Consider the following 19,602-nt stretch of genomic DNA (forward strand, 5'->3'; position numbering starts at 1 on the left):
CTCTGTCTTCAAATATATGCCGCCCAAAATGATCGGCGAGCAATGGCTGCCGGTTGGCCGGGCAGCAGATTTTCGCTGTTCTTAACGCGAAAACCTTCACAAATGCAATTTCGTCTTTGGCGGCAAGTTCGTCCTTCCCCCGTCCAAAGTCGTAAGCTGGTGCAGTATGATGCGCCGAAATCCTTAACGAGCCTTTGCGACAAGCCCCATAAAGCCGGATAACAGAAAGCCGGGACTAGCCCGGCTTCCTGCATTTCTTTTCGAGCAGCTTATTGCGGCTGCGGCTCCATACCCGGTTCGCTGCCTGGCTCACTGCCCTTGCGCTTGCGCGGGCTGCCAGCCTTCGGAACGCCTGAACCGCGCGACGGCGTATCGCTGCCCTGATCGCGCGACGGCTTGTTGCCCGCGATCAGTTCCTTGATCTCGTCGCCGGAGAGCGTTTCATATTCGAGCAGGCCTTCGGCAAGCGCGATCCAGTCCTTCTTCTTCTTGGTCAGGATGCGGGTCGCTTCGGCATAGGCCTCATCAATCAGGCGACGCACTTCGGCATCGATGATCTGCGCGGTTTCTTCCGAAATGTTCTGCGTGCGGGAAACCGAATGGCCGAGGAAGACTTCTTCCTGATTGTCGCCATAAGCCACGCGGCCGAGTTTGTCCGAATAGCCCCATTGCGTAACCATCGAACGGGCGAGCTTGGTGGCCTGCTGGATATCGGAGGAAGCACCGGAGGTGATGTTTTCCTTGCCGAATTTCAGCTCTTCGGCCACGCGACCGCCCATCATGATGGCAAGGCGCGACACCATCCAGGTATAAGTGGCCGAGTAACGGTCGCCTTCCGGAAGCTGCATCACCATGCCAAGCGCACGGCCGCGCGGAATGATGGTTGCCTTGTGAACAGGGTCTGCCTTCGGCACGTTGAGCGCAACGATGGCATGGCCTGCCTCGTGATAGGCCGTATTGGCTTTTTCTTCCTGCGTCATGGCGGAACGGCGTTCCGCACCCATCATGATCTTGTCCTTGGCGTCCTCGAATTCCTGCATGGTCACGAGGCGCTTGTTGCGGCGCGCGGCCATGAGGGCGGCTTCGTTGACGAGGTTGGCGAGATCGGCACCGGAGAAGCCCGGCGTGCCGCGTGCGACAACCTTGAGATCGACATTGGGTGCGAGCGGCACGTTGCGCACATGCACTTTGAGAATCTGTTCACGACCGACGATATCCGGGTTCGGCACCACGACCTGACGGTCGAAACGGCCCGGGCGCAGCAGTGCGGGATCGAGAACGTCGGGACGGTTGGTTGCCGCGATCAGGATGATCGATTCGTTGGCTTCAAAACCGTCCATCTCGACCAGAAGCTGGTTGAGCGTCTGTTCGCGTTCGTCATTGCCGCCGCCGAGACCGGCGCCGCGATGACGGCCGACTGCGTCGATTTCGTCAATGAAGATGATGCAGGGCGCATTCTTCTTGGCCTGCTCGAACATGTCGCGGACGCGGCTCGCACCGACGCCGACGAACATTTCAACAAAGTCCGAACCGGAAATCGTGAAGAATGGCACATTGGCTTCGCCCGCGACCGAGCGCGCCAGAAGCGTCTTACCGGTGCCGGGAGGGCCAACGAGCAGAACGCCACGCGGAATCTTGCCGCCCAGACGTTGGAATTTCTGCGGATCACGCAGGAATTCGACGATTTCCTCAAGGTCCTGCTTGGCTTCGTCTACGCCGGCGACGTCCTGGAAGGTCACGCGGCCGTGCGCTTCGGTGAGAAGCTTGGCCTTGGACTTGCCGAAGCCCATCGCGCCCCGCGAGCCGCCCTGCATCTGGCGCATGAAGAAAATCCACACGCCGAGGATCAGGATCATCGGCAGCCACGACAGGAGAATGCCGATCAGCGAGCTGGAACCGTCGGTTTCCGGGCGTGCGGTGATCGCGACACCCTTGTCTTCAAGGCGCGAAACGAGACCCGTATCGCCCGGCGAATAGGTCTGGAAGGTCGAACCGTTGTCAGCAAAAGTACCGGTGATCCGCTGGCCGGTGATCGTCACCGATTTCACGCGACCGTTGGATACGTCGTCTATAAATTGCGAATAGGAAACTTCACGGGAATTGGAGCGCTGACCTGGGCTTTGGAACAGGTTGAACAGCGCGATCAAAAGAAGAGCAATGATCGCCCAGAGGGCGAAGTTGCGATAGTTCGGATTCATATCGGGTCCAATCGATACCACGGCCATTCCGCGGGCACGGAACGATGTTTCGGTCTAACATAGGATCGAAGGATGGCCTTGCCAAGGCGCGTTTGACCCCGCATCCTCGATTCTTCGCACTCTGGTTTATAAAAAGAGCATTTCCAACCAAAGTGCGAAGCGTCTACGCGGGGAAATCAGTTCACTGGACTGGTTTCTCATCCCGCTTCGATTCGGCGCAGACGCGCCCGATGCGGGCTTCCACAGCCATTGCAAGATCGAAATCATGTCCCGGCAACACGTGATCGAAGATCGCAAAATGCCGTTCGACATGAATGTCTTTCGGAAAATCCCCTTCCCGCCGGAAAGGCAGGGCATAAAGCCTGCCATCCCTGTAAAGGGCTGGCGAAACTAGCAGGGCCTCACGTTTGCGGGATTCGATCTCGATGTTCTGCGCCTTCAGGAAATCGGCGAGTTCCTGCCGTCCCGGTGCAGCGAGCTCGAAATCAATTGAGCCTTCATTCGAGAAACGGAAGCGTCCGTCCCAGACGATTGGCTTGCCCGGCTCCAGATGGAGCTTGGGGAGATTGCGCTTTTCGCGAAGAAACCGATGCGGCGAGCCGTCCGCGCCGCGCTCGATAAGCGCGCCGAACACAGTCAGGCGATGATTGTCATCCTCTCCCGAAAGAACCCGTTCGATGCGTGAGCGCTCGCTGTCGCCCGGCAGGAAACGGCGTCCGCCCGCAATCGCCGCCAGCAATCCGGCGAACAGTCGCCTGGCGTTGTCGGGAAGCGCGGCGTAAAGCTGCGGATCGACCAGCAAGGCTCCGTTCGCATCGATGCGCAGGCTCGCCGGGTCGGCGAGTGCGGCAATCAGGACGGCATTGTCCCGCTCGCGCGCGGCTCCGGCCTCGGCAATCTGGTCGAGCACCGCCTGTCTGTCCGCCTTCGCCGCGACGCCCAGACGAACCCGTGGGCGTTCATAGTCCGTATTGGCATTGCTGGGATCATCGATCCAGCCGATGCCCCTGCCCCGCAACTCTTCACGCAAGACCTGCCGGGAAATGGAAAGCAGCGGGCGGTCGAGTTCTACCGATCCCACCCGCCCGAAGCCGCCCAGTAACGAGCGCGATGACATGGCGGCAAGCCCCCGCGCTTCGGCATGGGCGCTGCGCTCCCTGCGCATCAGAAAGGTTTCGATCTGGTCGTCCTGCGTATGGCCGGTGACGATGAAGGCAGCGCCTGCCTCCTGCGCCGCCTGCGACAACAGGCGATAACGCGCCGTGCGCGCAGCCGCGGCAAGTCCGCTCGTCGGTTTCGCCTCATCCCAGGTGAGAATACGGTGCTCGATCCCGTAGTGGCTGCAAAGCCGACCGACATTTTCGGCCTCGTCTCTGGATTCTGCGCGCAATTGATGGTCCACCGTCGCGGCGATCAGCCGGGGCGGGTCCTTGAGCATGGCCATGTAATCCCGAAGGAGAAAAAGCAGGCCGAGAGAATCGCTGCCGCCTGACACGGCGGCAATCACGGCCCTGGCCTGCTCAAATCCGAATGGCTCGAATAATTTGAAAATATTGCTTGGGCTAAGCCCCACGAATTAACTCCGCCATTAGCATTTCCAGCAAAAGCGTGAAACGGTTTTGCGTTAAATAATGCGACAAAACAAAAAGTTAGATCGGTTCGACGGCTGTGTTCTAACGGGAACCGCTCTAGCACTTTGCGCGCGTGCGCTCATCGGCAACGCGCTTCAATATGGCAGGCGCCGCCTTGGGGTAACGTTCCGGTATCTGCGCGAAGGTCGCGCAGGCAACATCGCGATTATCCATTTTTTCCAGCGTCATGCCGAGCTTGAACATGTTTTCCGGCGCGCGCTTCGAATCGGGATAATCGCGCTGCGTATCGATGAACACCGTGGCGGCTTCAGAATAACGGCCCTGACCGTAAAGCGATTCTCCAAGCCAGAAGCGTGCTTCAGCCGTGCTGGGATCAGCCGGATAGCGCTTCACATGCTCGCGGAAGCCGGTTTCAGCTGCCTTGTAGTCGCCCGACATCAGATATTGATAGGATGCCTGATAGAGCGAACTGGGATTATCGTCGGTCGGAAGCGATGCAACCGCATCGCCTGCTGCCGTTCCGCCTGCGGCGGTTCCCGGTGCTGCGCCCGGCTGCACCGTGCGCGGCGTGGCGTCGAGTGTTTCGCCGATTACATTGCCACTGGCGTCGAAGCGGATGGAGCCCAGCGTTTGCGGCGGCTCGCCACGTGCCGGTCCGCCCTGTGCGGGCGCATTCGAACCAATAGCCATGGAATCGGCGCCAGACGACTGGCTGGCCGCAGCCTGCGTGGAAGCGTCATATCCGCCATTCTGCGGGGCGCTTCCGGAAACCCCGCCATCGAGGTTTCCGTTGCTGCCCTGATCGGAACCGGCAGCGGCCAGCGACGTGTCGCCCCCAGCCTGCTGAATTTCCGTATCGGCGCGTTTCCCGGTTTCCAGAAACTGGAAGCGGGTTTCGTTTGCTTCCTGCATCTTCTGCATCTGATCCTGCATTTCGAGGATCTGGAAGTTCATGGCTTCCGCCCGCGCGCTCAACGCATCGGCAATCGCGGCCGCGTTGCCGACGCCCTGTGCGCAGAGATCGGCGCCCGGCGATGCTGCGGCGGGCGCAGGCTGAGCCGCGCTGCTCGAAGCAGGCGAGGTTACGCCATTCTTCTTTTCCAGTTCTTCAAACCGGAATTCATTGTCTTCCTGCGTCTTTTGCAGCTGATTGTCGGTGAACGAAATCTGGGCGTCCACATCCTCGACCTTGCCGGTCAGGTTGCGCACCAGTTCCTGCTGCAAGCCGGGGCTCTGATAGCCGCCCTGCCCGCTACCGCCACCATTGTCCCGCATCGCTTCGTCGAGAATGGCCGTCGACCCGATGCTGACGCGATGCTGTGAACCCCCGCGCCCCTTTTCCAATGCCTGGAAACGCGCTTCATTGTCGCGCTGGATTTTCAGCATCTTGTCGCGAAGCTGCAAGATGCGCGCATAGGACTGGGCATTTTGATGTGCCAGATTGCAGACCTGCTGCGAAAACTGATCTCCGCCGGGAGCACCTGCCTGCGCGAGCCGAATTTCCCCTTGCGAAGAAACAGATGCCGCCAGAGCCGGAGCACTCGCCAAAAGCGGCAGCATGGCAATTGCCAGCGTCACTTTCCTCATTGGTTTCCTCATTCCCTTTGCCCCTGCAAATTCACCCATCCAATTCACGCGAACCGGATGATCGAGTGCCGCGCCTGAACAGACGCTGAATGCGTTTGCCGCACGATCAGCTCCGCTTTTAGAGCATTTCCAGCAAAAGTGCGAAGCGGTTTTGCGCCGCAAAATGCGAAAAGCGAAGGTTTCCTGGCGCTCACTATGACAGGGGTGACTTCGGCCAAAGTTTGTCGAAACGCCCAAACAATCGGCCCAAAACGAAAAAAGCGGCCCGAAAGCCGCTTTTCCGTAACACTATCTGATATTGGCAGATCAGCTGCCCGCACCGTTGAGAACGGTAACGGCGCGGCGGTTCTGCGACCAGCACGAGTCGGCATCGCAAACTGCGACCGGACGTTCATTGCCGTAGGAGATGGTGCGCATACGGTTGGTCGGCACGCCGCGCGAAGCGAGGAAGTCGCGGGTGGCGGCTGCACGGCGCTGGCCGAGAGCGAGGTTGTATTCACGCGTACCGCGTTCGTCGGCATGGCCTTCGATCGTGATCGAGTACTGCGGATAACGCTGCAGCCACTGGGCCTGCTTGGAAAGCGTCTGCTGTGCATCGGCGCGGATCAGCGAAGAATCGAGATCGAAGAAGATGCGATCGCCGACATTGACCGTGAAGTCCTGTGCGGAACCTGGCGTTGCGGCGCCTGCACCGAGACCCAGATCACCGGCATTGTTCGGAAGGTTCTTCTTGGACGCACAGCCGGCAACGGCGAGCGACATGAAAAGGGCGATAGCGATCGGGCTACGTGCAATCGACTGGATACGGCGCATGGGCCGGAGCTCCTTAAGATTTGATGTTCCTGCGTAACCATCCAATAATCATATTGAGGTTAAGACAGGCTCAAGAAGTATGGTTAATATTTTCTTGCTGCCTCAGCCCTTGGGGGCAAAATACGGCAGAAACACGGCTTTCCGGCAAGGATTGTGGCGCATTGCCATGAAAAAGGCGCGAAACACCAGTTTCGCGCCTTCACTTTCCATAACCGGAGCATTTCCAGTTCAACTGGATCGTCTAAACTGCTCTATTCGAGCAGCGGCGACCATGCCGGATCGGACGCGAAGTTCGGCGTCTGGATCTGGCGCTCGTTACGGCCGGTCAGGTCGATGGTGAACAGCTTCGGACCACCTGCCCCTGCCGCCTTGCGGAAGAACATCAGCACGCGACCGTTCGGAGCCCAGGTCGGACCTTCATTGTGGAAGCCGGAGGTCAGGAGGCGTTCGCCGGAACCGTCGGTCTTCATCACGCCGATGGAGAACTGGCCCTGCGACTGCTTGGTGAAGGCGATGAGATCGCCGCGCGGAGACCAGACCGGCGTGGAATAGCTGCCGTCGCCCATCGAGATGCGGCGCGGGTTGGAGCCGTCTGCACCCATCACATAGAGCTGCGGGCGGCCGCCGCGGTCCGAGGTGAACACGATCTGCGAGCCGTCCGGCGAATAGGAGGCGCCGGTGTCGATGGCCTGGCTGTTGGTCAGGCGCGTGGTCGAACGGTTGCGCAGGTCCATCGTGTAGATATTGGCGCTGCCATCGTCCTGGAGCAGGCTCATCACGACCTTCTGGCCATCGGGCGAGAAACGCGGAGCAATGGTCATGCCGGGGAAGTTGCCGACGAGCTCGCGCTGGCCGGTTTCCAGCTGCAGCAGATACACCTTCGGCGTACCGCCTTCATACGACATATAGGTGACTTCCTGACGGTTCGGCGAGAAACGCGGCGTCAGGGAAATGGCGCGGCCGTCCGAAATATAACGCACATTGGCGCCGTCCTGATCCATGATGGCCAGACGCTTCACGCGCTTCTGTGCCGGACCGGATTCGTCGACGAAAACGACGCGCGTATCGAAATAGCCCTTTTCACCGGTCAGGCGCTCATAGATCGCATCGGCGATGATGTGGGCGACGCGGCGCCAGTTGTCCGGCGTGGTGAAGAATTGCTGGCCGATCATCTGCTGGCCGCCGAACGTATCCCACAGGCGGAACTCGGCCTTGAGACGGCCATCCGGCTGCTTGGTGATGCGGCCCGTGACGAGCGCCTGCGCGTTGATGACCTTCCAGTCCTCGAAACGCGGAGCCGCGTCCGGGTTGGAAATCTTCTCGATGAAGGCACCCTTGTCGATGGGAGCGAACAGGCCCGACCGTTCCAGGTCAGCCGCTATGACCGAGGTGATATTCGGTCCGAGCTGGTCGGCCGAAAGGAAATCGGTGATGGCGATCGGCAGCGGCTCGATCACACCCTTGTTGATGTTGATTTCCACGACGGCGCGCGCCGGCATGGTGCAGACAAGGCTTGCGGCAATCATACACGCGAAAGCCGAAAAGACCGTCCGGATCTTTGTATTGATGATGCCGATTTTCATGTCTTCTGGGACCTCTTTGTCCTTGCAGTGGTTGGCGACCGGAAACCCGGTCAGAACATTTCGCTCGGGTCGAAATTGACGATCACTTCCGACCATGAATCATATTTGTCGACTGGCAGATTGTACGGTGCGCAGCGTGCGACAGCGCGCTTGGCGCTCTCGGCTGCTGCTCGGCCCACACCATCGCCGCCGCCGCCCGATGTCACCTCCGGAACGCCCTGAATGGAGCCGTCCTGGTTCAGCTTCATCTTGACGGTTACGATCAGCCCCGGCGCGTCCGCCACACCGGCGGGAACGTTCCAGCACTTCGAAATCGCACCGCGCAGCGCATCCATTTCGCTCTGGCTGAGCTTGGAGCCGCCGGTATTCTTCTTGCCGCCCAGCGATGCCTGATCGGTGGACCGCTTGGCGCCGCCGCCTGCCGCCTTCTGCTTGTTGAGAAGGGCCGCAACCTCGTCTGCAATCGCGTCGTTCTTGGACTGCGACGACTGGGACGCGCTCTGCGTCGGCTTCTTTTCCTCGGTGGGCTTACGATCCGGCGTCTTGGCGGTCTGCGCCTGCGGCGGCTTCGGCTTGGCTTCGGGAGCGGGGACCTTGTCCGGCAGCTTCGGCGTCTGGGCGTCGGGCGATTCAGCCTGCTTGTCGATGGCTTCCGCCACCGGATCGGGCTTCACTTCCTGTTTTTCCACCGGCTTGGTCTGCACTTCCGTCGCGGGAACCGGCGTCGGCTTGGGCTCGGGCTTCGGTTCCGGTTTAGGCTCCGGCTTCGGTTCGGGCTTTTTCACCGGCTCCGGCTGCGCCTTCGGCTCTTCCGCTGCCTCGATCGGCTTGGCCTTCGGGTCAGGCTTCGGTGGTGTCTTGGTATCGATATCCTGATCGCCGAAATTCTCGGCGTTGGGAACTGTCTGCGGTTTGGTTGTCGGCACGGGAGCCGACTTTTCCTTCATGGGCGCAGTCTTTTCGCCCTGCTGGATCTGCGTCAGCGATTCAATCGGTACGATATCGACCGGGAACGATTCCGAATCCTGCACGTCGAAAGCCTTCGGCGAGGAAAACGAAACCACTGCCAGCGCGACCGCAACGGCATGCAAGGCAACAGAAGATGTCAGGCCAGCCTTCATGATGGCGTCAGCTATCCTGCTCCTGGAGGGTCACAAGGCCGATATTCTTGAAACCGGCGGCGGAAATGCGGGCCATGACCTTCATGACGGTGCCGTAATCGGCAGCCTTGTCACCGCGCACGAAAATGCGCTCCTCATAGCCCGTCTTGGCGATGGCCTGGAGTTTCGGCACTACTTCTTCGATCGGGATTTCGGTTTCCTGAAGGTAGATCTTGCCCTCGCTGTTGACCGAAACGGTGATCGGCTGCGTGTCGGCATTCATGGCCTTGGCCTGCGTATCGGGCAGGTCGATCGGCACGCCGACCGTCAGAAGAGGCGCGGAAACCATGAAGATGATGAGAAGGACGAGCATCACGTCGACGAACGGCGTCACGTTGATTTCGCTCATCAATGCCTTCTTGCGACCGCGCCTGCGGCGTCCGCCCGACTGCATTCCCTGATTTCCGACCGACATGCCCATTGCAAGATTCCCGAAGGCTGAAACTACACTCGATGCTTGATGCCGCTTAATTACGCGGCGTCAGCTTCTCATCAATTTGGCGCGACAGTATGGCGGAAAACTCGTCCGCAAAACCTTCCAGCCGCCCGCCGATCTTGCCGGCATCCGCAGACAGCTTGTTGTATGCGATAACGGCAGGAATAGCGGCGAGAAGGCCGATGGCCGTTGCAAGAAGCGCTTCGGCGATACCCGGCGCAACGACGGCAAGGCTGGTGTTCTTGGAGGCTGCGATTGCCTGGAACGAGGTCATGATGCCGACAACCGTGCCGAACAGGCCGATGAAGGGAGCTGCAGAGCCGATGGTTGCCAGAAAGCCCAGTCGCGATTCCAGCTTTTCGCCTTCACGCGCCAGCGCCACGTCCATGGCCTTGTCGATACGCATCTGGAGACCGATAGGGGAACGGGCGCCCTTTTCAAATGATTTCTTCCACTCGCGCATTGCCGCCATGAAGATGGATGCCATGCCGGTGGTGCGGCGTTCGCCGAGATTGCGATAAAGTTCTTCCAGCGACTGGCCGGACCAGAAGGTCTGCTCGAAGCGATCAATCGCGCGCCGCGCCCGTCCGTAAGCAATCGTCTTGTCCACGATGATAGCCCAGGTCCAGATCGAAGCGAACAGAAGGCCAAGCATAACCAGCTTGACGACCCAGTTCGCCTGCATGAACAGGCCCCAGAGGGTAACATCGGCGGCGGGGGCCGCTAACGCAACATTTTCCATCGATCTACCGTCCTCGAATCCAAACGCCCGGCCACATGACCGGGCGGTATCGCAAATCCGTTACCCAGCGTCTGAAAACAGACACTCCAACCTTGCGCAGCTTTTCAACGTGAAGCCGTACCTGCCCGACGAGCGGCCGACACTTCGCACCGCAACCGCCATTCCGGATTTCAACTTTAAATCCATCAGGCGCTTGTTACGGTTAATTTTGGTGAAAGGAAGGCGCTGCGCTGCGAGCCAGCCTCTCTACCGATTCCGTCAGGGTGATTAATGGAATATTATGGTTAAAGATGCGTTAGCATTTGCCTAAATAGAACGCACCCCAAAAAAGTGGAAACGATTTCGGGCGGAATAATCCGCAGCTCAGCCCTTGCGGCTGCTGGTGAAGGCCTCTCGCCATTCATCGGGAATGCGGCGCGGATGGCCTTCCTTGGTAATCATTACGGCCTCTACCTTCGCTTCCGAAAGCAGCCGCTCTCCACAGGTGATCTTCTGCGCCATGATGACCCGTGCCCCGCGAATTTCGCTGACGCGGGTTTCGATCAGGATGAGGTCGTCCATCTTCGCCGGCGATTTGTAGTCGATCTCCATGCGGCGGACGACCCACACCATTTCTTCGCCAAGCGCGCCTTCCGCCAGTTCGATATGGTGAACGTCCTGCAAGCGCAAAAAGTCCGTGCGCCCGCGTTCGTAGAATTCCAGATAGCGGCCGTGATAGACGAAGCCGGAAAAATCCGTATCGGCATAATAGATGCGTGCATAGAGCAGATGCGCGCCGTCCTTCAGTTCGCCCGATACGGCAGCCTGCGCCAATTGTTCCTGTCGTTCCGTCATTCGTCTTCCATGAAGAGGCCGTATTGCGACTGCTGGATGATTTCAGCGGGCGCAGGCAATCCGAGATGCTGCCATGCAACGGCGGTCAGGACCCGGCCGCGCGGCGTGCGTTGCAGGAAACCCTGCTGAATCAGATAGGGTTCGATAATGTCTTCAATCGCGTCACGCGGCTCGGACAGACCGGCAGCGATGGTTTCGATCCCCACCGGCCCGCCACCGAAATTGCGCGCGATAATATTGAGATAGCGCCGGTCGAGCTGGTCCAGTCCGCGATTGTCCACCTCAAGGCGCGACAATGCCTCGTCAGCTATCTTGCGATCGATGACATCGGCGCCCGCCACCAGCGCAAAATCGCGAACGCGGCGCAACAGCCGCCCGGCGATGCGCGGGGTGCCGCGCGAACGCCGCGCCACTTCCAGCGCACCATCCGGAGAAATACCCATCTGCATGATGCGCGCGCCACGGCGCACAATATATTCCAGTTCCTCGACCGTATAGAAGTTGAGCCTCACCGGAATGCCGAAGCGATCGCGCAATGGCGTGGTCAAAAGGCCGAGACGGGTCGTTGCCGCGACGAGCGTAAACTTGGCAAGATCGATCTTCACCGAACGGGCGGCAGGGCCTTCACCAATGATGAGATCGAGCTGAAAATCCTCCATGGCGGGATAGAGGATTTCTTCCACTGCAGGGCTCAGGCGATGAATTTCATCGATGAAAAGAACGTCGCGCTCTTCGAGATTGGTCAAAAGTGCTGCGAGATCGCCCGCCTTGGCAATGACCGGGCCGGAGGTGGAGCGGAAATTGACGCCGAGTTCCTTGGCCATGATCTGCGCCAATGTCGTCTTGCCGAGACCCGGAGGGCCAACGAACAGCACATGGTCGAGCGCCTCACCCCGCACCTTGGCGGCCTCGATGAAAACTTTCAGATTGGCGCGCGCCGCCGCCTGGCCGACGAAATCGTCGAGCATTTGCGGGCGCAGCGTATTGTCTTCATCTGCGCGGCTGTCGGGATTGATGAGAGGGTTGCGGTCGCTCATGCCTTCCTCCTCGCATGAACATATCGCTCAGGCAAGCTGCGCAGAGCCTGAATCAAAAAGCGGCAGGCCGTGGCGAAAATGGCGATTTTCGAGTACCGGAGCGGAGTGTACTTCATGTACATGAGCACCGGAAAGCAGGAAAGCGCCGTTTGCAGACCGGCATGGCGACTTTTGGAACAGGCTCTCACCGCGACAATTCCTTCAAACCCAGCCTGATAAGCTTTGCCGAATCGGCATTCTCTCCCGCCTCTTTCAGTGCGGCTGCAACGGCATTGGCTGCCTGATCCCGGGAATAACCGAGATTGGAAAGCGCCGACACCGCATCGGCCACCGGTGCAGGCGCGGCACCCGCGCCAAGTTCCTGCTTGAGCCCGATCGTGCCGCTCGCATCGCCGGCAAAGGCAGGCGCCTTGTTCTTCAGTTCAGTCACGATGCGCTCTGCAACCTTCTTGCCGACGCCCGGCGCGCGCGACACCATCGCGATATCGCGCAATGCGATCGCATTGGCGAGTTCGGACGGCGACAGCGTGCCAAGCACCGCAAGCGCCACCTTGGCGCCGACGCCCTGCACATTCTGCAACAGGCGGAACCATTCGCGCTCAAGCTGATTGGCAAATCCGTAAAGGCGGATCATGTCCTCGCGGACATAGGTTTCGATGAACAGCACCGCCGCCTCGCCCGCGCCACCGAGATTGCCCAGTGTCCGCGCCGAGCAGAACGCGGCATAGCCGACCCCATGCACATCGATGACCGCATGATCCTCGGCGATTTCATCGATCACGCCTTTAAGCTTGCCGATCATTCTGGTCTCACCCCGCTAACAGCGCCTGCATCCGGCGAGCGCTTACAATGCTCTGACGATGGTGCGCATGGCAAATGGCAATGGCAAGCGCATCGGCAGCATCGCTCGTATCGAACGATGCACGCGGCATCAGCACTTTCACCATCATGTGAATCTGCTGCTTTTCACCGTGACCGACGCCGATGACCGCCTTCTTCACGGCATTCGGCGCATATTCCGCAACAGGCAGGCCAGCTTGTGCCGGAGCCAGCAAGGCAATGCCCCGCGCCTGACCAAGCTTCAATGTCGCCGTTGCGTCCTTGTTAACGAAAGTATGTTCGACCGCCGCCTCGTGCGGCATGAATTCATGCAGGACCTTGGAAAGCCCTTCATGGAGCTGGCAGAGGCGCGATGCGAGATCCATCTCGGCATTCGAGGTCACGGTCCCCGAGCCGATGAAATGCAGTGAATTGCCAAGCGATTCGACAATGCCCCAGCCGGTGCGGCGCAGGCCCGGATCGATACCAATGATGCGAATCGTTTCTTTCATAAGCGAACCCTATCCTCAGACGGATTCACTTGACAGCAGAAAAGTGAACAAAAGAGAAACATGCGCCCCGAAGGGCGCGGATGCTCAATGGTTATTCAATGTCAGGAAGCACCGAAAGCAGTTTTCAGCAACACGATCTGTTCGGAAACCGGATTGCCGCGCGGGATGCCCTGCAGCGAAACCACTTCACCGTAGACCTCGCGGTCCATCCGGCGCACGCGGGCCTGAAGGCGCATCGAGCGTTCAACCAGTTCCACGAAGGCGGCGGGCAGTTCGGACCAGCCCTGTGCGGCTTCACCCGCGGACGGAGTGTCGAGGCGCACCTTGGCCTTTTCGGCGGAAACCTGCTGGCGGGACATTTCTCCGCTGCGCGCGGCGCGCTGGAGCAGCAGCCAGGACGCAATCTGCATCAGGCGCGTGGTCAGCCGCATCGATTCGGCGGCATAGAGCGTCGCGGCCACGCGCGACAGATTGCGCGCATCCTCACGGCCTTCGCCATCAAGGTAGCTTGCGGCTTCCTCGACCATATCCATGCCTTGCGTATAGATCGGCTTGAACGAATCCGAGAAGACCATGCGCTCCGCGAGGCTGATCATATTGCTCGGCATCTGACCCTGTTCGCTAATCACTGCTCTGCCACCTTGCATAACCGCCGGCATCGGCGGCCCATTCCGTTGCCGTAGCCCTCCGGTGGGATTTGCCGGACGGATACGAATGAAACCATTGAACCGCTGTTCGACCATGGGGGAGGCTGAGACGGAACAGCTGTGCTAAACAAGTCCACGACAAACTGCACTTTCATGCACCGTCGCGCAAGTTTATGTTTAACGTTCGGTTAACATTTTCAGGGGCTTTTAAAGAAAGTCCGCAAATAGAACGGATCGGCAGTTGATTTCGTTCCACGTGGCGGCGCGTGGAAAGCCGACATTTCCGGGATGTGCAGCAAAAAGCGCATAAAAAAAGAGCCGCAAGGGCGGCTCTCAGGAGTTTAACAGGGAGGCGTCAAACAGAGTGGCTAAACCACTCGGTAAGAATCCAGCCGAACTGGATGTAAACTATTTAACATTCTTAAGATTAATGAATGGTTAATTTCCGCTCCGCTCTGTGGATAATCTCAAACGATTCCGCGCCTCCACCGAAAGAAAAGCCGCCCGGAGCGGCGGCTTATCCGTGGTCAATATCGCTGCATCGCAGGCTTGCCGCTTGTGGCGAGCTGCATCTTGACGGGTTCGGCAGCGGGAACGCCGGGCTTGACCGAAGCGGCTGCGCCCTTCTTGCTCCAGCCGATGGTCGGCAGCCATTCCAGATAATAGGCCAATGCGAATTGCATCACGATTCCGGTTGCGATCAGCAGCGTGTCATATGGCAGGCCGCCGGGGTTCACCAGCTTCATCACCTGTGCCACCATCGCCAGCAGCGTACCAGCAATGAAGACCGGCAGCGAATGCTTGCCGAGAATGGCGAGCGGGTTGTCGGGCGCAGTGCGGGCGATGTGGTTCAGCGTCGGGACCACGGCAATAAGATAGGCAATAGCCAGCACGTGCAGCAGGCGCGGACCCGACAGGAACGTCTTGTCGAAGCCGGTGATGACCATCGGCATTCCCATCGATGCATCGATACCCCAGAGCGGGATGCGCACCCACGCCAACGCCAGCACCAGATAGCCGACGGCAAGGCCGATCAGCAGCGGATGCTTCGGCAGTTCGCCTCCGCGGGCGCACATGCATCACGCCTGCGATACCGATTGCGAACAGGAACTGCCAGGACAGCGGATTGAGAAACCAGACGCCCTCGGTCGGATAATTGACCGGTGCCACGTGATAGAGGCCCGAGAGGAACCAGACCGTGCCGGAAACGCCGAGCATCAGCGGCAGGCTGATGCGCGCCAACAGAAGCAGGACCGGGGTCAGGACCAGCATCACGGCATACATGGACAGGATATTGTTATAGCCGAGCTGGTGGCCCATCGTGACGATGCCGAACAGCGCTTCGACCGGATGCTTGACCAGCGGAGCGATGTTGATCTGCGTCAGGAGTTCCGATCGCTTGAGGAAAAGGGCAGCGGCCGCGAAGATGGCGATGGTCGCCATGGTCGTCATGATATGCGCGGTATAAAGTACACCGGCGCGGCGCCACATCTTGAGCGACAGAAGCAGGCGATTGCCGGGAGCGAACTTCGATCCATAGGCAAGCGCGACGGCCATGCCGGAAATCAGCACGAAGGCTTCGGCCGAATCGGAAAATCCTAGATTTCTGTGTGTAAGATTCTCGTAGATCGTGCCGGGTACATGGTTGATGAAGATCGTTAGCAGCGCGAGTGCACGGAACACGTCAATGCGCGTATCGCGCATTTTCGCATTGGTTGCGTGCATCGCTTCTCCAGCGGTCGCAATATTCATTTACCAGCCTGCCTATCCTTGAAGGAAAGCACCCGCACTTGGGATTGCGAGGACTTTCCAATCTTCTTCGTGTCATTCCGGATGGGTGGCCGGAACGGTTTCACACGTTCTGCCGGGGCGTTCAGTGCCCGGTCTTGGTGTGGGTTATATATCCGTAAATTCGTGCAGAACCGGGTTGGTTCCGATCAACTTTCGTTCCAGTGGATAACATTATGCCAGTCCGGACTGGCCTGACCGGGAACGTGTTTCGCCAATGAATACTTGCCGAAGCGCGGTTGCGTCGCATAAATGCGATAAAACAAATAGATAGAGAGCCGCTTCCGTTTCCGGTAAACAGAACGCCTCTATTGCCCGAATTCCATCACGTTTTTCCCGTTAGGCTTCGTTCATGAACACGCCCGCTCACCAGACTGAAACCGACCGCTGCCGCATCGTGCTGGTTGCGCCCCCGCTTGCCGACGGCGCGGCGCTCGCAAAACTGTTGACGGCTGCGCTTTCGGGCGGTGACGTTGCAAGCGTCATTCTCGACCCCGGCGATCTCGACGAGGCCACTTTTCAGGCCGCCGCCGAAAAGGCGATCCCGGTCATTCAGGAAAAGGGCGCTGCCGCGCTCATCCTCAATGATACGCGCATTGCAGGTCGCGTCGGGGCCGACGGCATCCATATCGAAGGCAAGGCTGCCGATCTGGCCGAGGCGATAGAAAAGCACACGCCGAAGATGATTGTCGGCACCGGCAATCTGCGCGACCGCCATGGTGCGATGGAAATCGGCGAATTGCAGCCCGACTATGTGTTCTTCGGAAAAATCGGTGCGGACAACAAGCCGGACGCTCATCCGCGCAACCTGGCGCTCGCCGAATGGTGGGCACAGATGGTGGAGATCCCCTGCATTGCGCAGGCCGGAAGCGCGCTGGAAAGCATTATCCCGGCCGCGGAAACCGGCGCGGATTTCGTGGCGCTCGGACGTGCAGTCTTCGACGCCGAAGACCCGGCGCAGGCTGTTGCGGAAGCCAACCGGCTGCTCGACGAAAAAGCGCCGCGCTTTGAAAACTGATACCTCATCAAGGTCTTGCCGATGCCCATGAAGAACAAATTTCTTCTCGCTGCCGTTATGTCTCTCGCGCTGCCGGTGCTGCCTGTTCTGGCAGCCGGCGAGCCGGTGCACGGCCAGAAGAGCGGCAAGCAGGGCAATCATCAGGGCACGAAGGCCGACAAGCCTGCCAAGCCGGTCATGCTGCCGCAACCGGCAACCACGGAACCGATGCCGCATATCGATCCGAGCCGTTTCGGCGACAAGCCGGCGGACGAGGCTTTCGGCGCATTCCAGCGCGGCCTTTATCTGACCGCCTTCAATCTGGCCAAACCACAGGCCGAAAAGGGCGACCCGGCATCGCAGACGCTCATCGCGGAGATTTATGCGCGTGGTCTCGGCATTCCCGCCAACCAGAAACTGGCGGCGGAATGGTACGAGAAGGCGGCCAATAACGGTGTTGTCGAAGCGCAGTTCCGGTACGCGGCTCTTCTGCTTCAGGGCACCTATACCGCGAAAGACCCCGTCAAGGCGGAAGAACTGATGAAGAAGGCTGCCGAGGGCGGCAACGCCATGGCGCAGTTCAACTACGGCCAGATGCTGATGGTGAAGACGCCGGGCAAGCCCGGCCTCGACCTCGCCTTCCCGTGGTTCGAGAAGGCAGCCGAGGCGAAGCTTGCCGATGCGCAATATGCGGTCAGCCAGGTTTACGCCAATGGCACCCCGACCATTCCTCGCGACGACAAGAAGGCGCGCGTCTACCTCCTGCTCGCAGCAGCGCAAGGCTATGACACCGCACAATTCGACCTTGGCCGCTGGCTGATCGAGGGGCGCGGCGGCGACCGCAATTACGAACAGGGTTTCGGCTGGATGCAGCTTGGCGCGCAGCGCGGCATGGTTATGGCGCAGGCATGGCTCGCGCGTCTCTACCGCGATGGCATCGGCACCGAAGGCGATCTGGTGAAGGCCGCCGCCTGGTATATCGTCGCACAGCGGGCCGGTTTCCGCGCGCCGGACCTCAACGACATGATGGACGGACTGGCTGACGATCAGATCAAGCAAGCCATAGAAACCGCCAATAACCTGCGCGTCCGCTGATTTTTGAGCGGTTTTTTCAAACGGGACCGGCCCTCTTTTCGTGGTCAGGCTTGCACAAAGCGTCGTTTTATGGTCTTGGGAACGCGATTATCGCGGCTCGAATATGAGATGCTCAGGCAATCCCCGAAATAAAGCCGGGCCGCACATAGTTTCACATTTTCATTCCGGATCAAGCTCATGAAGATCAATGGTAACGAAATCCGCCCCGGCAATGTCATCGAACATGCTGGCGGCCTGTGGGTTGCAGTCAAGACCAATGCCGTCAAGCCCGGCAAGGGCGGCGCCTACAATCAGGTCGAACTGAAGAACCTCATCAACGGCACCAAGCTCAACGAACGTTTCCGCGCCGCCGAAACCGTCGAGCGCGTTCGTCTGGAACAGAAGGATTTCTCGTTCCTCTACGAACAGGGCGAAGCGCTGATCTTCATGGACACGGAATCCTACGAGCAGCTCGAACTGGCCAAGGATTTCGTCGGCGACCGCTCCGCCTTCCTGCAGGACGGCATGATGGTCACTGTCGAACTTTACGAAGAAAAGCCGATCGGCATCCGCCTGCCGGATCAGGTCACGCTCGCCATCACCGAAGCCGATCCGGTCGTCAAGGGCCAGACCGCCGCTTCGTCCTACAAGCCGGCGGTGCTTGAAAACGGTATCCGCATCCTCGTTCCGCCATTCATCGAATCGGGCGAACGCGTAATCGTCGACACCAACGAACTGACCTACGTCAGCCGCGCCTGATCCGTCTCTGACTATGGCGGCGTCCCGCCGTGGCGCCGCATGTCGCATCCTTGCGACCGTTCTTTCTCAGATCGCTCAATTCCCTGACCGTCCGCCGTATATGTTCGCGGCTGGATGTTCGCCCTCCCTTTTTAACGAAATGCATGATCCTCTTTAAACTCCACGCTTAGGGATCGTGCTTACAAGGACAATGAAATGGCCCGCTCAGCCCTTCTCAACGTTATGGTACAGGCCGCTATGAAGGCCGGCCGCAGCCTCGCTCGCGATTTTGGCGAAGTCCAGAATCTTCAGGTTTCTCTCAAGGGCCCCGGCGACTATGTCAGCCAGGCAGACCGCCGCGCCGAAAAGATCGTCTACACGGAATTGAGCCGCGCCCGCCCGGATTACGGCTTCCTGATGGAAGAATCCGGCGAGATTGAATCCAAGGACGGACAGCACCGCTGGCTGGTCGATCCGCTCGACGGCACCACGAACTTCCTGCACGGCATTCCGGTTTTTGCTGTTTCCATCGCCCTTGAGCGTCAGGGACAGATCGTCGCCGGCGTCATCTACAATCCGGCCATGGACGAGCTTTACACCGCAGAACGCGGTGGCGGCGCATTCCTCAACGACCGCCGCCTGCGCGTCGCATCGCGCAACAAGCTGGTCGATTCCGTCATCGGCACCGGCATCCCGCATCTGGGCCGCGGTCATCACGGCCATTATCTGGTCGAGCTGCGCAATGTCATGGCCGAAACCGCAGGCATCCGCCGCATGGGTGCGGTCGCGCTTGATCTCGCCTATGTCGCGGGCGGCCGCCTGGACGGCTTCTGGGAAGATGGCATGCATCCGTGGGATCTCGGCGCCGGCATCCTGATGGTGCGCGAAGCTGGCGGTTTCGTCTCGGACAAGAATGGCGGACAGGATATGTTCACCAATCACTCGATCGTCGCCGGCAACGAAACCATTCACGGCGCGCTTCTCAAGACGATCAAAAAGCCGATCTGATATTCCCAGCATTATTCGCTTTTTGAATCAGCGCGTC

Annotated in this window: 17 protein-coding genes and 2 pseudogenes; 4 read left to right on the top strand and 15 right to left on the bottom strand. The window is 59.5% G+C overall.

All coding sequences use genetic code 11. The features are described from left to right. Positions 1-269: 269 nt before the first annotated feature. The 15 genes and pseudogenes from ftsH to OINT_RS10215 all read right to left on the bottom strand — a co-directional run bounded on the left by ftsH (position 270) and on the right by OINT_RS10215 (position 15,712). Positions 270-2,198 carry an ATP-dependent zinc metalloprotease FtsH gene (gene ftsH / locus OINT_RS10150; RefSeq protein ID WP_006473328.1) on the bottom strand — a complete coding sequence of 643 codons (1,929 nt, stop codon included), beginning with the start codon at positions 2,196-2,198 and terminating at the stop codon, positions 270-272. A gap of 181 nt (positions 2,199-2,379) precedes the next feature. Beyond that, positions 2,380-3,771, bottom strand: coding sequence for a tRNA lysidine(34) synthetase TilS (gene tilS / locus OINT_RS10155; RefSeq protein WP_006467707.1), 1,392 nt, complete (start codon positions 3,769-3,771; stop codon positions 2,380-2,382). A 115-nt stretch (positions 3,772-3,886) separates the two neighbouring features. Next, positions 3,887-5,389: a tol-pal system protein YbgF gene (gene ybgF / locus OINT_RS10160; RefSeq protein WP_006473327.1), complete on the bottom strand. Its 1,503-nt coding sequence runs from the start codon at positions 5,387-5,389 to the stop codon at positions 3,887-3,889. 294 nt (positions 5,390-5,683) lie between these two features. Next, positions 5,684-6,190: a peptidoglycan-associated lipoprotein Pal gene (pal, locus tag OINT_RS10165; protein ID WP_006473326.1), complete on the bottom strand. Its 507-nt coding sequence runs from the start codon at positions 6,188-6,190 to the stop codon at positions 5,684-5,686. Positions 6,191-6,441: 251 nt separating this feature from the next. Further along, a complete protein-coding gene (gene tolB / locus OINT_RS10170; protein WP_006473325.1) occupies positions 6,442-7,773 on the bottom strand; it encodes a Tol-Pal system beta propeller repeat protein TolB in 1,332 nt (443 codons plus the stop codon). 50 nt (positions 7,774-7,823) lie between these two features. Further along, entirely contained in the window at positions 7,824-8,894 is a 1,071-nt protein-coding gene (locus OINT_RS10175) for a hypothetical protein (protein WP_006467712.1), read from the bottom strand. Positions 8,895-8,901: 7 nt separating this feature from the next. Continuing rightward, on the bottom strand, positions 8,902-9,354 hold the full coding sequence (gene tolR, locus OINT_RS10180; protein WP_006467713.1) for a protein TolR: 453 nt from the start codon (positions 9,352-9,354) through the stop codon (positions 8,902-8,904). 46 nt (positions 9,355-9,400) lie between these two features. Further along, positions 9,401-10,111 carry a protein TolQ gene (gene tolQ / locus OINT_RS10185; protein ID WP_006467714.1) on the bottom strand — a complete coding sequence of 237 codons (711 nt, stop codon included), beginning with the start codon at positions 10,109-10,111 and terminating at the stop codon, positions 9,401-9,403. Positions 10,112-10,474: 363 nt separating this feature from the next. Further along, positions 10,475-10,945: a YbgC/FadM family acyl-CoA thioesterase gene (locus OINT_RS10190; RefSeq protein ID WP_006467715.1), complete on the bottom strand. Its 471-nt coding sequence runs from the start codon at positions 10,943-10,945 to the stop codon at positions 10,475-10,477. Then, positions 10,942-11,982, bottom strand: coding sequence for a Holliday junction branch migration DNA helicase RuvB (gene ruvB / locus OINT_RS10195; protein ID WP_006467716.1), 1,041 nt, complete (start codon positions 11,980-11,982; stop codon positions 10,942-10,944). Before ruvB ends, OINT_RS10190 begins: the two co-directional genes overlap by 4 nt. A gap of 38 nt (positions 11,983-12,020) precedes the next feature. After that, positions 12,021-12,170 (bottom strand): annotated as a pseudogene (locus OINT_RS22950) (flagellar basal body P-ring protein FlgI); the annotation flags it as partial. Continuing rightward, positions 12,167-12,784 (bottom strand): Holliday junction branch migration protein RuvA, encoded by a 618-nt coding sequence (gene ruvA, locus OINT_RS10200; protein WP_006467718.1) that lies wholly within the window; start codon positions 12,782-12,784, stop codon positions 12,167-12,169. The gene ruvA and the pseudogene OINT_RS22950, both read right to left, overlap by 4 nt. A gap of 7 nt (positions 12,785-12,791) precedes the next feature. Next, entirely contained in the window at positions 12,792-13,313 is a 522-nt protein-coding gene (gene ruvC / locus OINT_RS10205) for a crossover junction endodeoxyribonuclease RuvC (RefSeq protein ID WP_002964793.1), read from the bottom strand. A 101-nt stretch (positions 13,314-13,414) separates the two neighbouring features. Further along, entirely contained in the window at positions 13,415-13,921 is a 507-nt protein-coding gene (gene rcdA, locus OINT_RS10210; RefSeq protein ID WP_006473324.1) for a protease adaptor protein RcdA, read from the bottom strand. A 566-nt stretch (positions 13,922-14,487) separates the two neighbouring features. Next, positions 14,488-15,712, bottom strand: a pseudogene (locus tag OINT_RS10215) (OpgC family protein). A 388-nt stretch (positions 15,713-16,100) separates the two neighbouring features. Between OINT_RS10215 and OINT_RS10220 the strand changes: the two are divergent. The 4 genes from OINT_RS10220 to OINT_RS10235 all read left to right on the top strand — a co-directional run bounded on the left by OINT_RS10220 (position 16,101) and on the right by OINT_RS10235 (position 19,565). Next, the gene (locus OINT_RS10220) at positions 16,101-16,766 is read left to right on the top strand and encodes a thiamine phosphate synthase (protein WP_006467722.1); all 666 of its coding nucleotides are present in this window, start codon (positions 16,101-16,103) and stop codon (positions 16,764-16,766) included. Positions 16,767-16,793: 27 nt separating this feature from the next. Further along, entirely contained in the window at positions 16,794-17,840 is a 1,047-nt protein-coding gene (locus tag OINT_RS10225) for a tetratricopeptide repeat protein (protein WP_036566021.1), read from the top strand. A gap of 177 nt (positions 17,841-18,017) precedes the next feature. After that, positions 18,018-18,578, top strand: a complete 561-nt coding sequence (gene efp / locus OINT_RS10230) for an elongation factor P (RefSeq protein ID WP_006467724.1) — start codon at positions 18,018-18,020, stop codon at positions 18,576-18,578. A 195-nt stretch (positions 18,579-18,773) separates the two neighbouring features. Continuing rightward, complete coding sequence (locus tag OINT_RS10235) at positions 18,774-19,565, top strand: inositol monophosphatase family protein (RefSeq protein WP_006467726.1); 792 nt, start codon at positions 18,774-18,776, stop codon at positions 19,563-19,565. Positions 19,566-19,602 lie beyond the last annotated feature (37 nt).

Origin of the sequence: Brucella intermedia LMG 3301, from assembly GCF_000182645.1 — a bacterium.
In the GTDB taxonomy this organism is placed as follows: Bacteria; Pseudomonadota; Alphaproteobacteria; order Rhizobiales; family Rhizobiaceae; genus Brucella; species Brucella intermedia.

Excerpts from the sequence above, each read along its gene's own strand:
- ftsH (WP_006473328.1), bottom strand. The coding sequence starts at position 2,198 with ATGAATCCGAACTATCGCAACTTCGCCCTCTGGGCGATCATTGCTCTT.
- ybgF (WP_006473327.1), bottom strand. The coding sequence starts at position 5,389 with ATGAGGAAACCAATGAGGAAAGTGACGCTGGCAATTGCCATGCTGCCG.
- pal (WP_006473326.1), bottom strand. The coding sequence starts at position 6,190 with ATGCGCCGTATCCAGTCGATTGCACGTAGCCCGATCGCTATCGCCCTT.
- tolB (WP_006473325.1), bottom strand. The coding sequence starts at position 7,773 with ATGAAAATCGGCATCATCAATACAAAGATCCGGACGGTCTTTTCGGCT.
- OINT_RS10175 (WP_006467712.1), bottom strand. The coding sequence starts at position 8,894 with ATGAAGGCTGGCCTGACATCTTCTGTTGCCTTGCATGCCGTTGCGGTC.
- tolR (WP_006467713.1), bottom strand. The coding sequence starts at position 9,354 with ATGGGCATGTCGGTCGGAAATCAGGGAATGCAGTCGGGCGGACGCCGC.
- tolQ (WP_006467714.1), bottom strand. The coding sequence starts at position 10,111 with ATGGAAAATGTTGCGTTAGCGGCCCCCGCCGCCGATGTTACCCTCTGG.
- OINT_RS10190 (WP_006467715.1), bottom strand. The coding sequence starts at position 10,945 with ATGACGGAACGACAGGAACAATTGGCGCAGGCTGCCGTATCGGGCGAA.
- ruvB (WP_006467716.1), bottom strand. The coding sequence starts at position 11,982 with ATGAGCGACCGCAACCCTCTCATCAATCCCGACAGCCGCGCAGATGAA.
- ruvA (WP_006467718.1), bottom strand. The coding sequence starts at position 12,784 with ATGATCGGCAAGCTTAAAGGCGTGATCGATGAAATCGCCGAGGATCAT.
- ruvC (WP_002964793.1), bottom strand. The coding sequence starts at position 13,313 with ATGAAAGAAACGATTCGCATCATTGGTATCGATCCGGGCCTGCGCCGC.
- rcdA (WP_006473324.1), bottom strand. The coding sequence starts at position 13,921 with ATGCCGAGCAATATGATCAGCCTCGCGGAGCGCATGGTCTTCTCGGAT.
- OINT_RS10220 (WP_006467722.1), top strand. The coding sequence starts at position 16,101 with ATGAACACGCCCGCTCACCAGACTGAAACCGACCGCTGCCGCATCGTG.
- OINT_RS10225 (WP_036566021.1), top strand. The coding sequence starts at position 16,794 with ATGAAGAACAAATTTCTTCTCGCTGCCGTTATGTCTCTCGCGCTGCCG.
- efp (WP_006467724.1), top strand. The coding sequence starts at position 18,018 with ATGAAGATCAATGGTAACGAAATCCGCCCCGGCAATGTCATCGAACAT.
- OINT_RS10235 (WP_006467726.1), top strand. The coding sequence starts at position 18,774 with ATGGCCCGCTCAGCCCTTCTCAACGTTATGGTACAGGCCGCTATGAAG.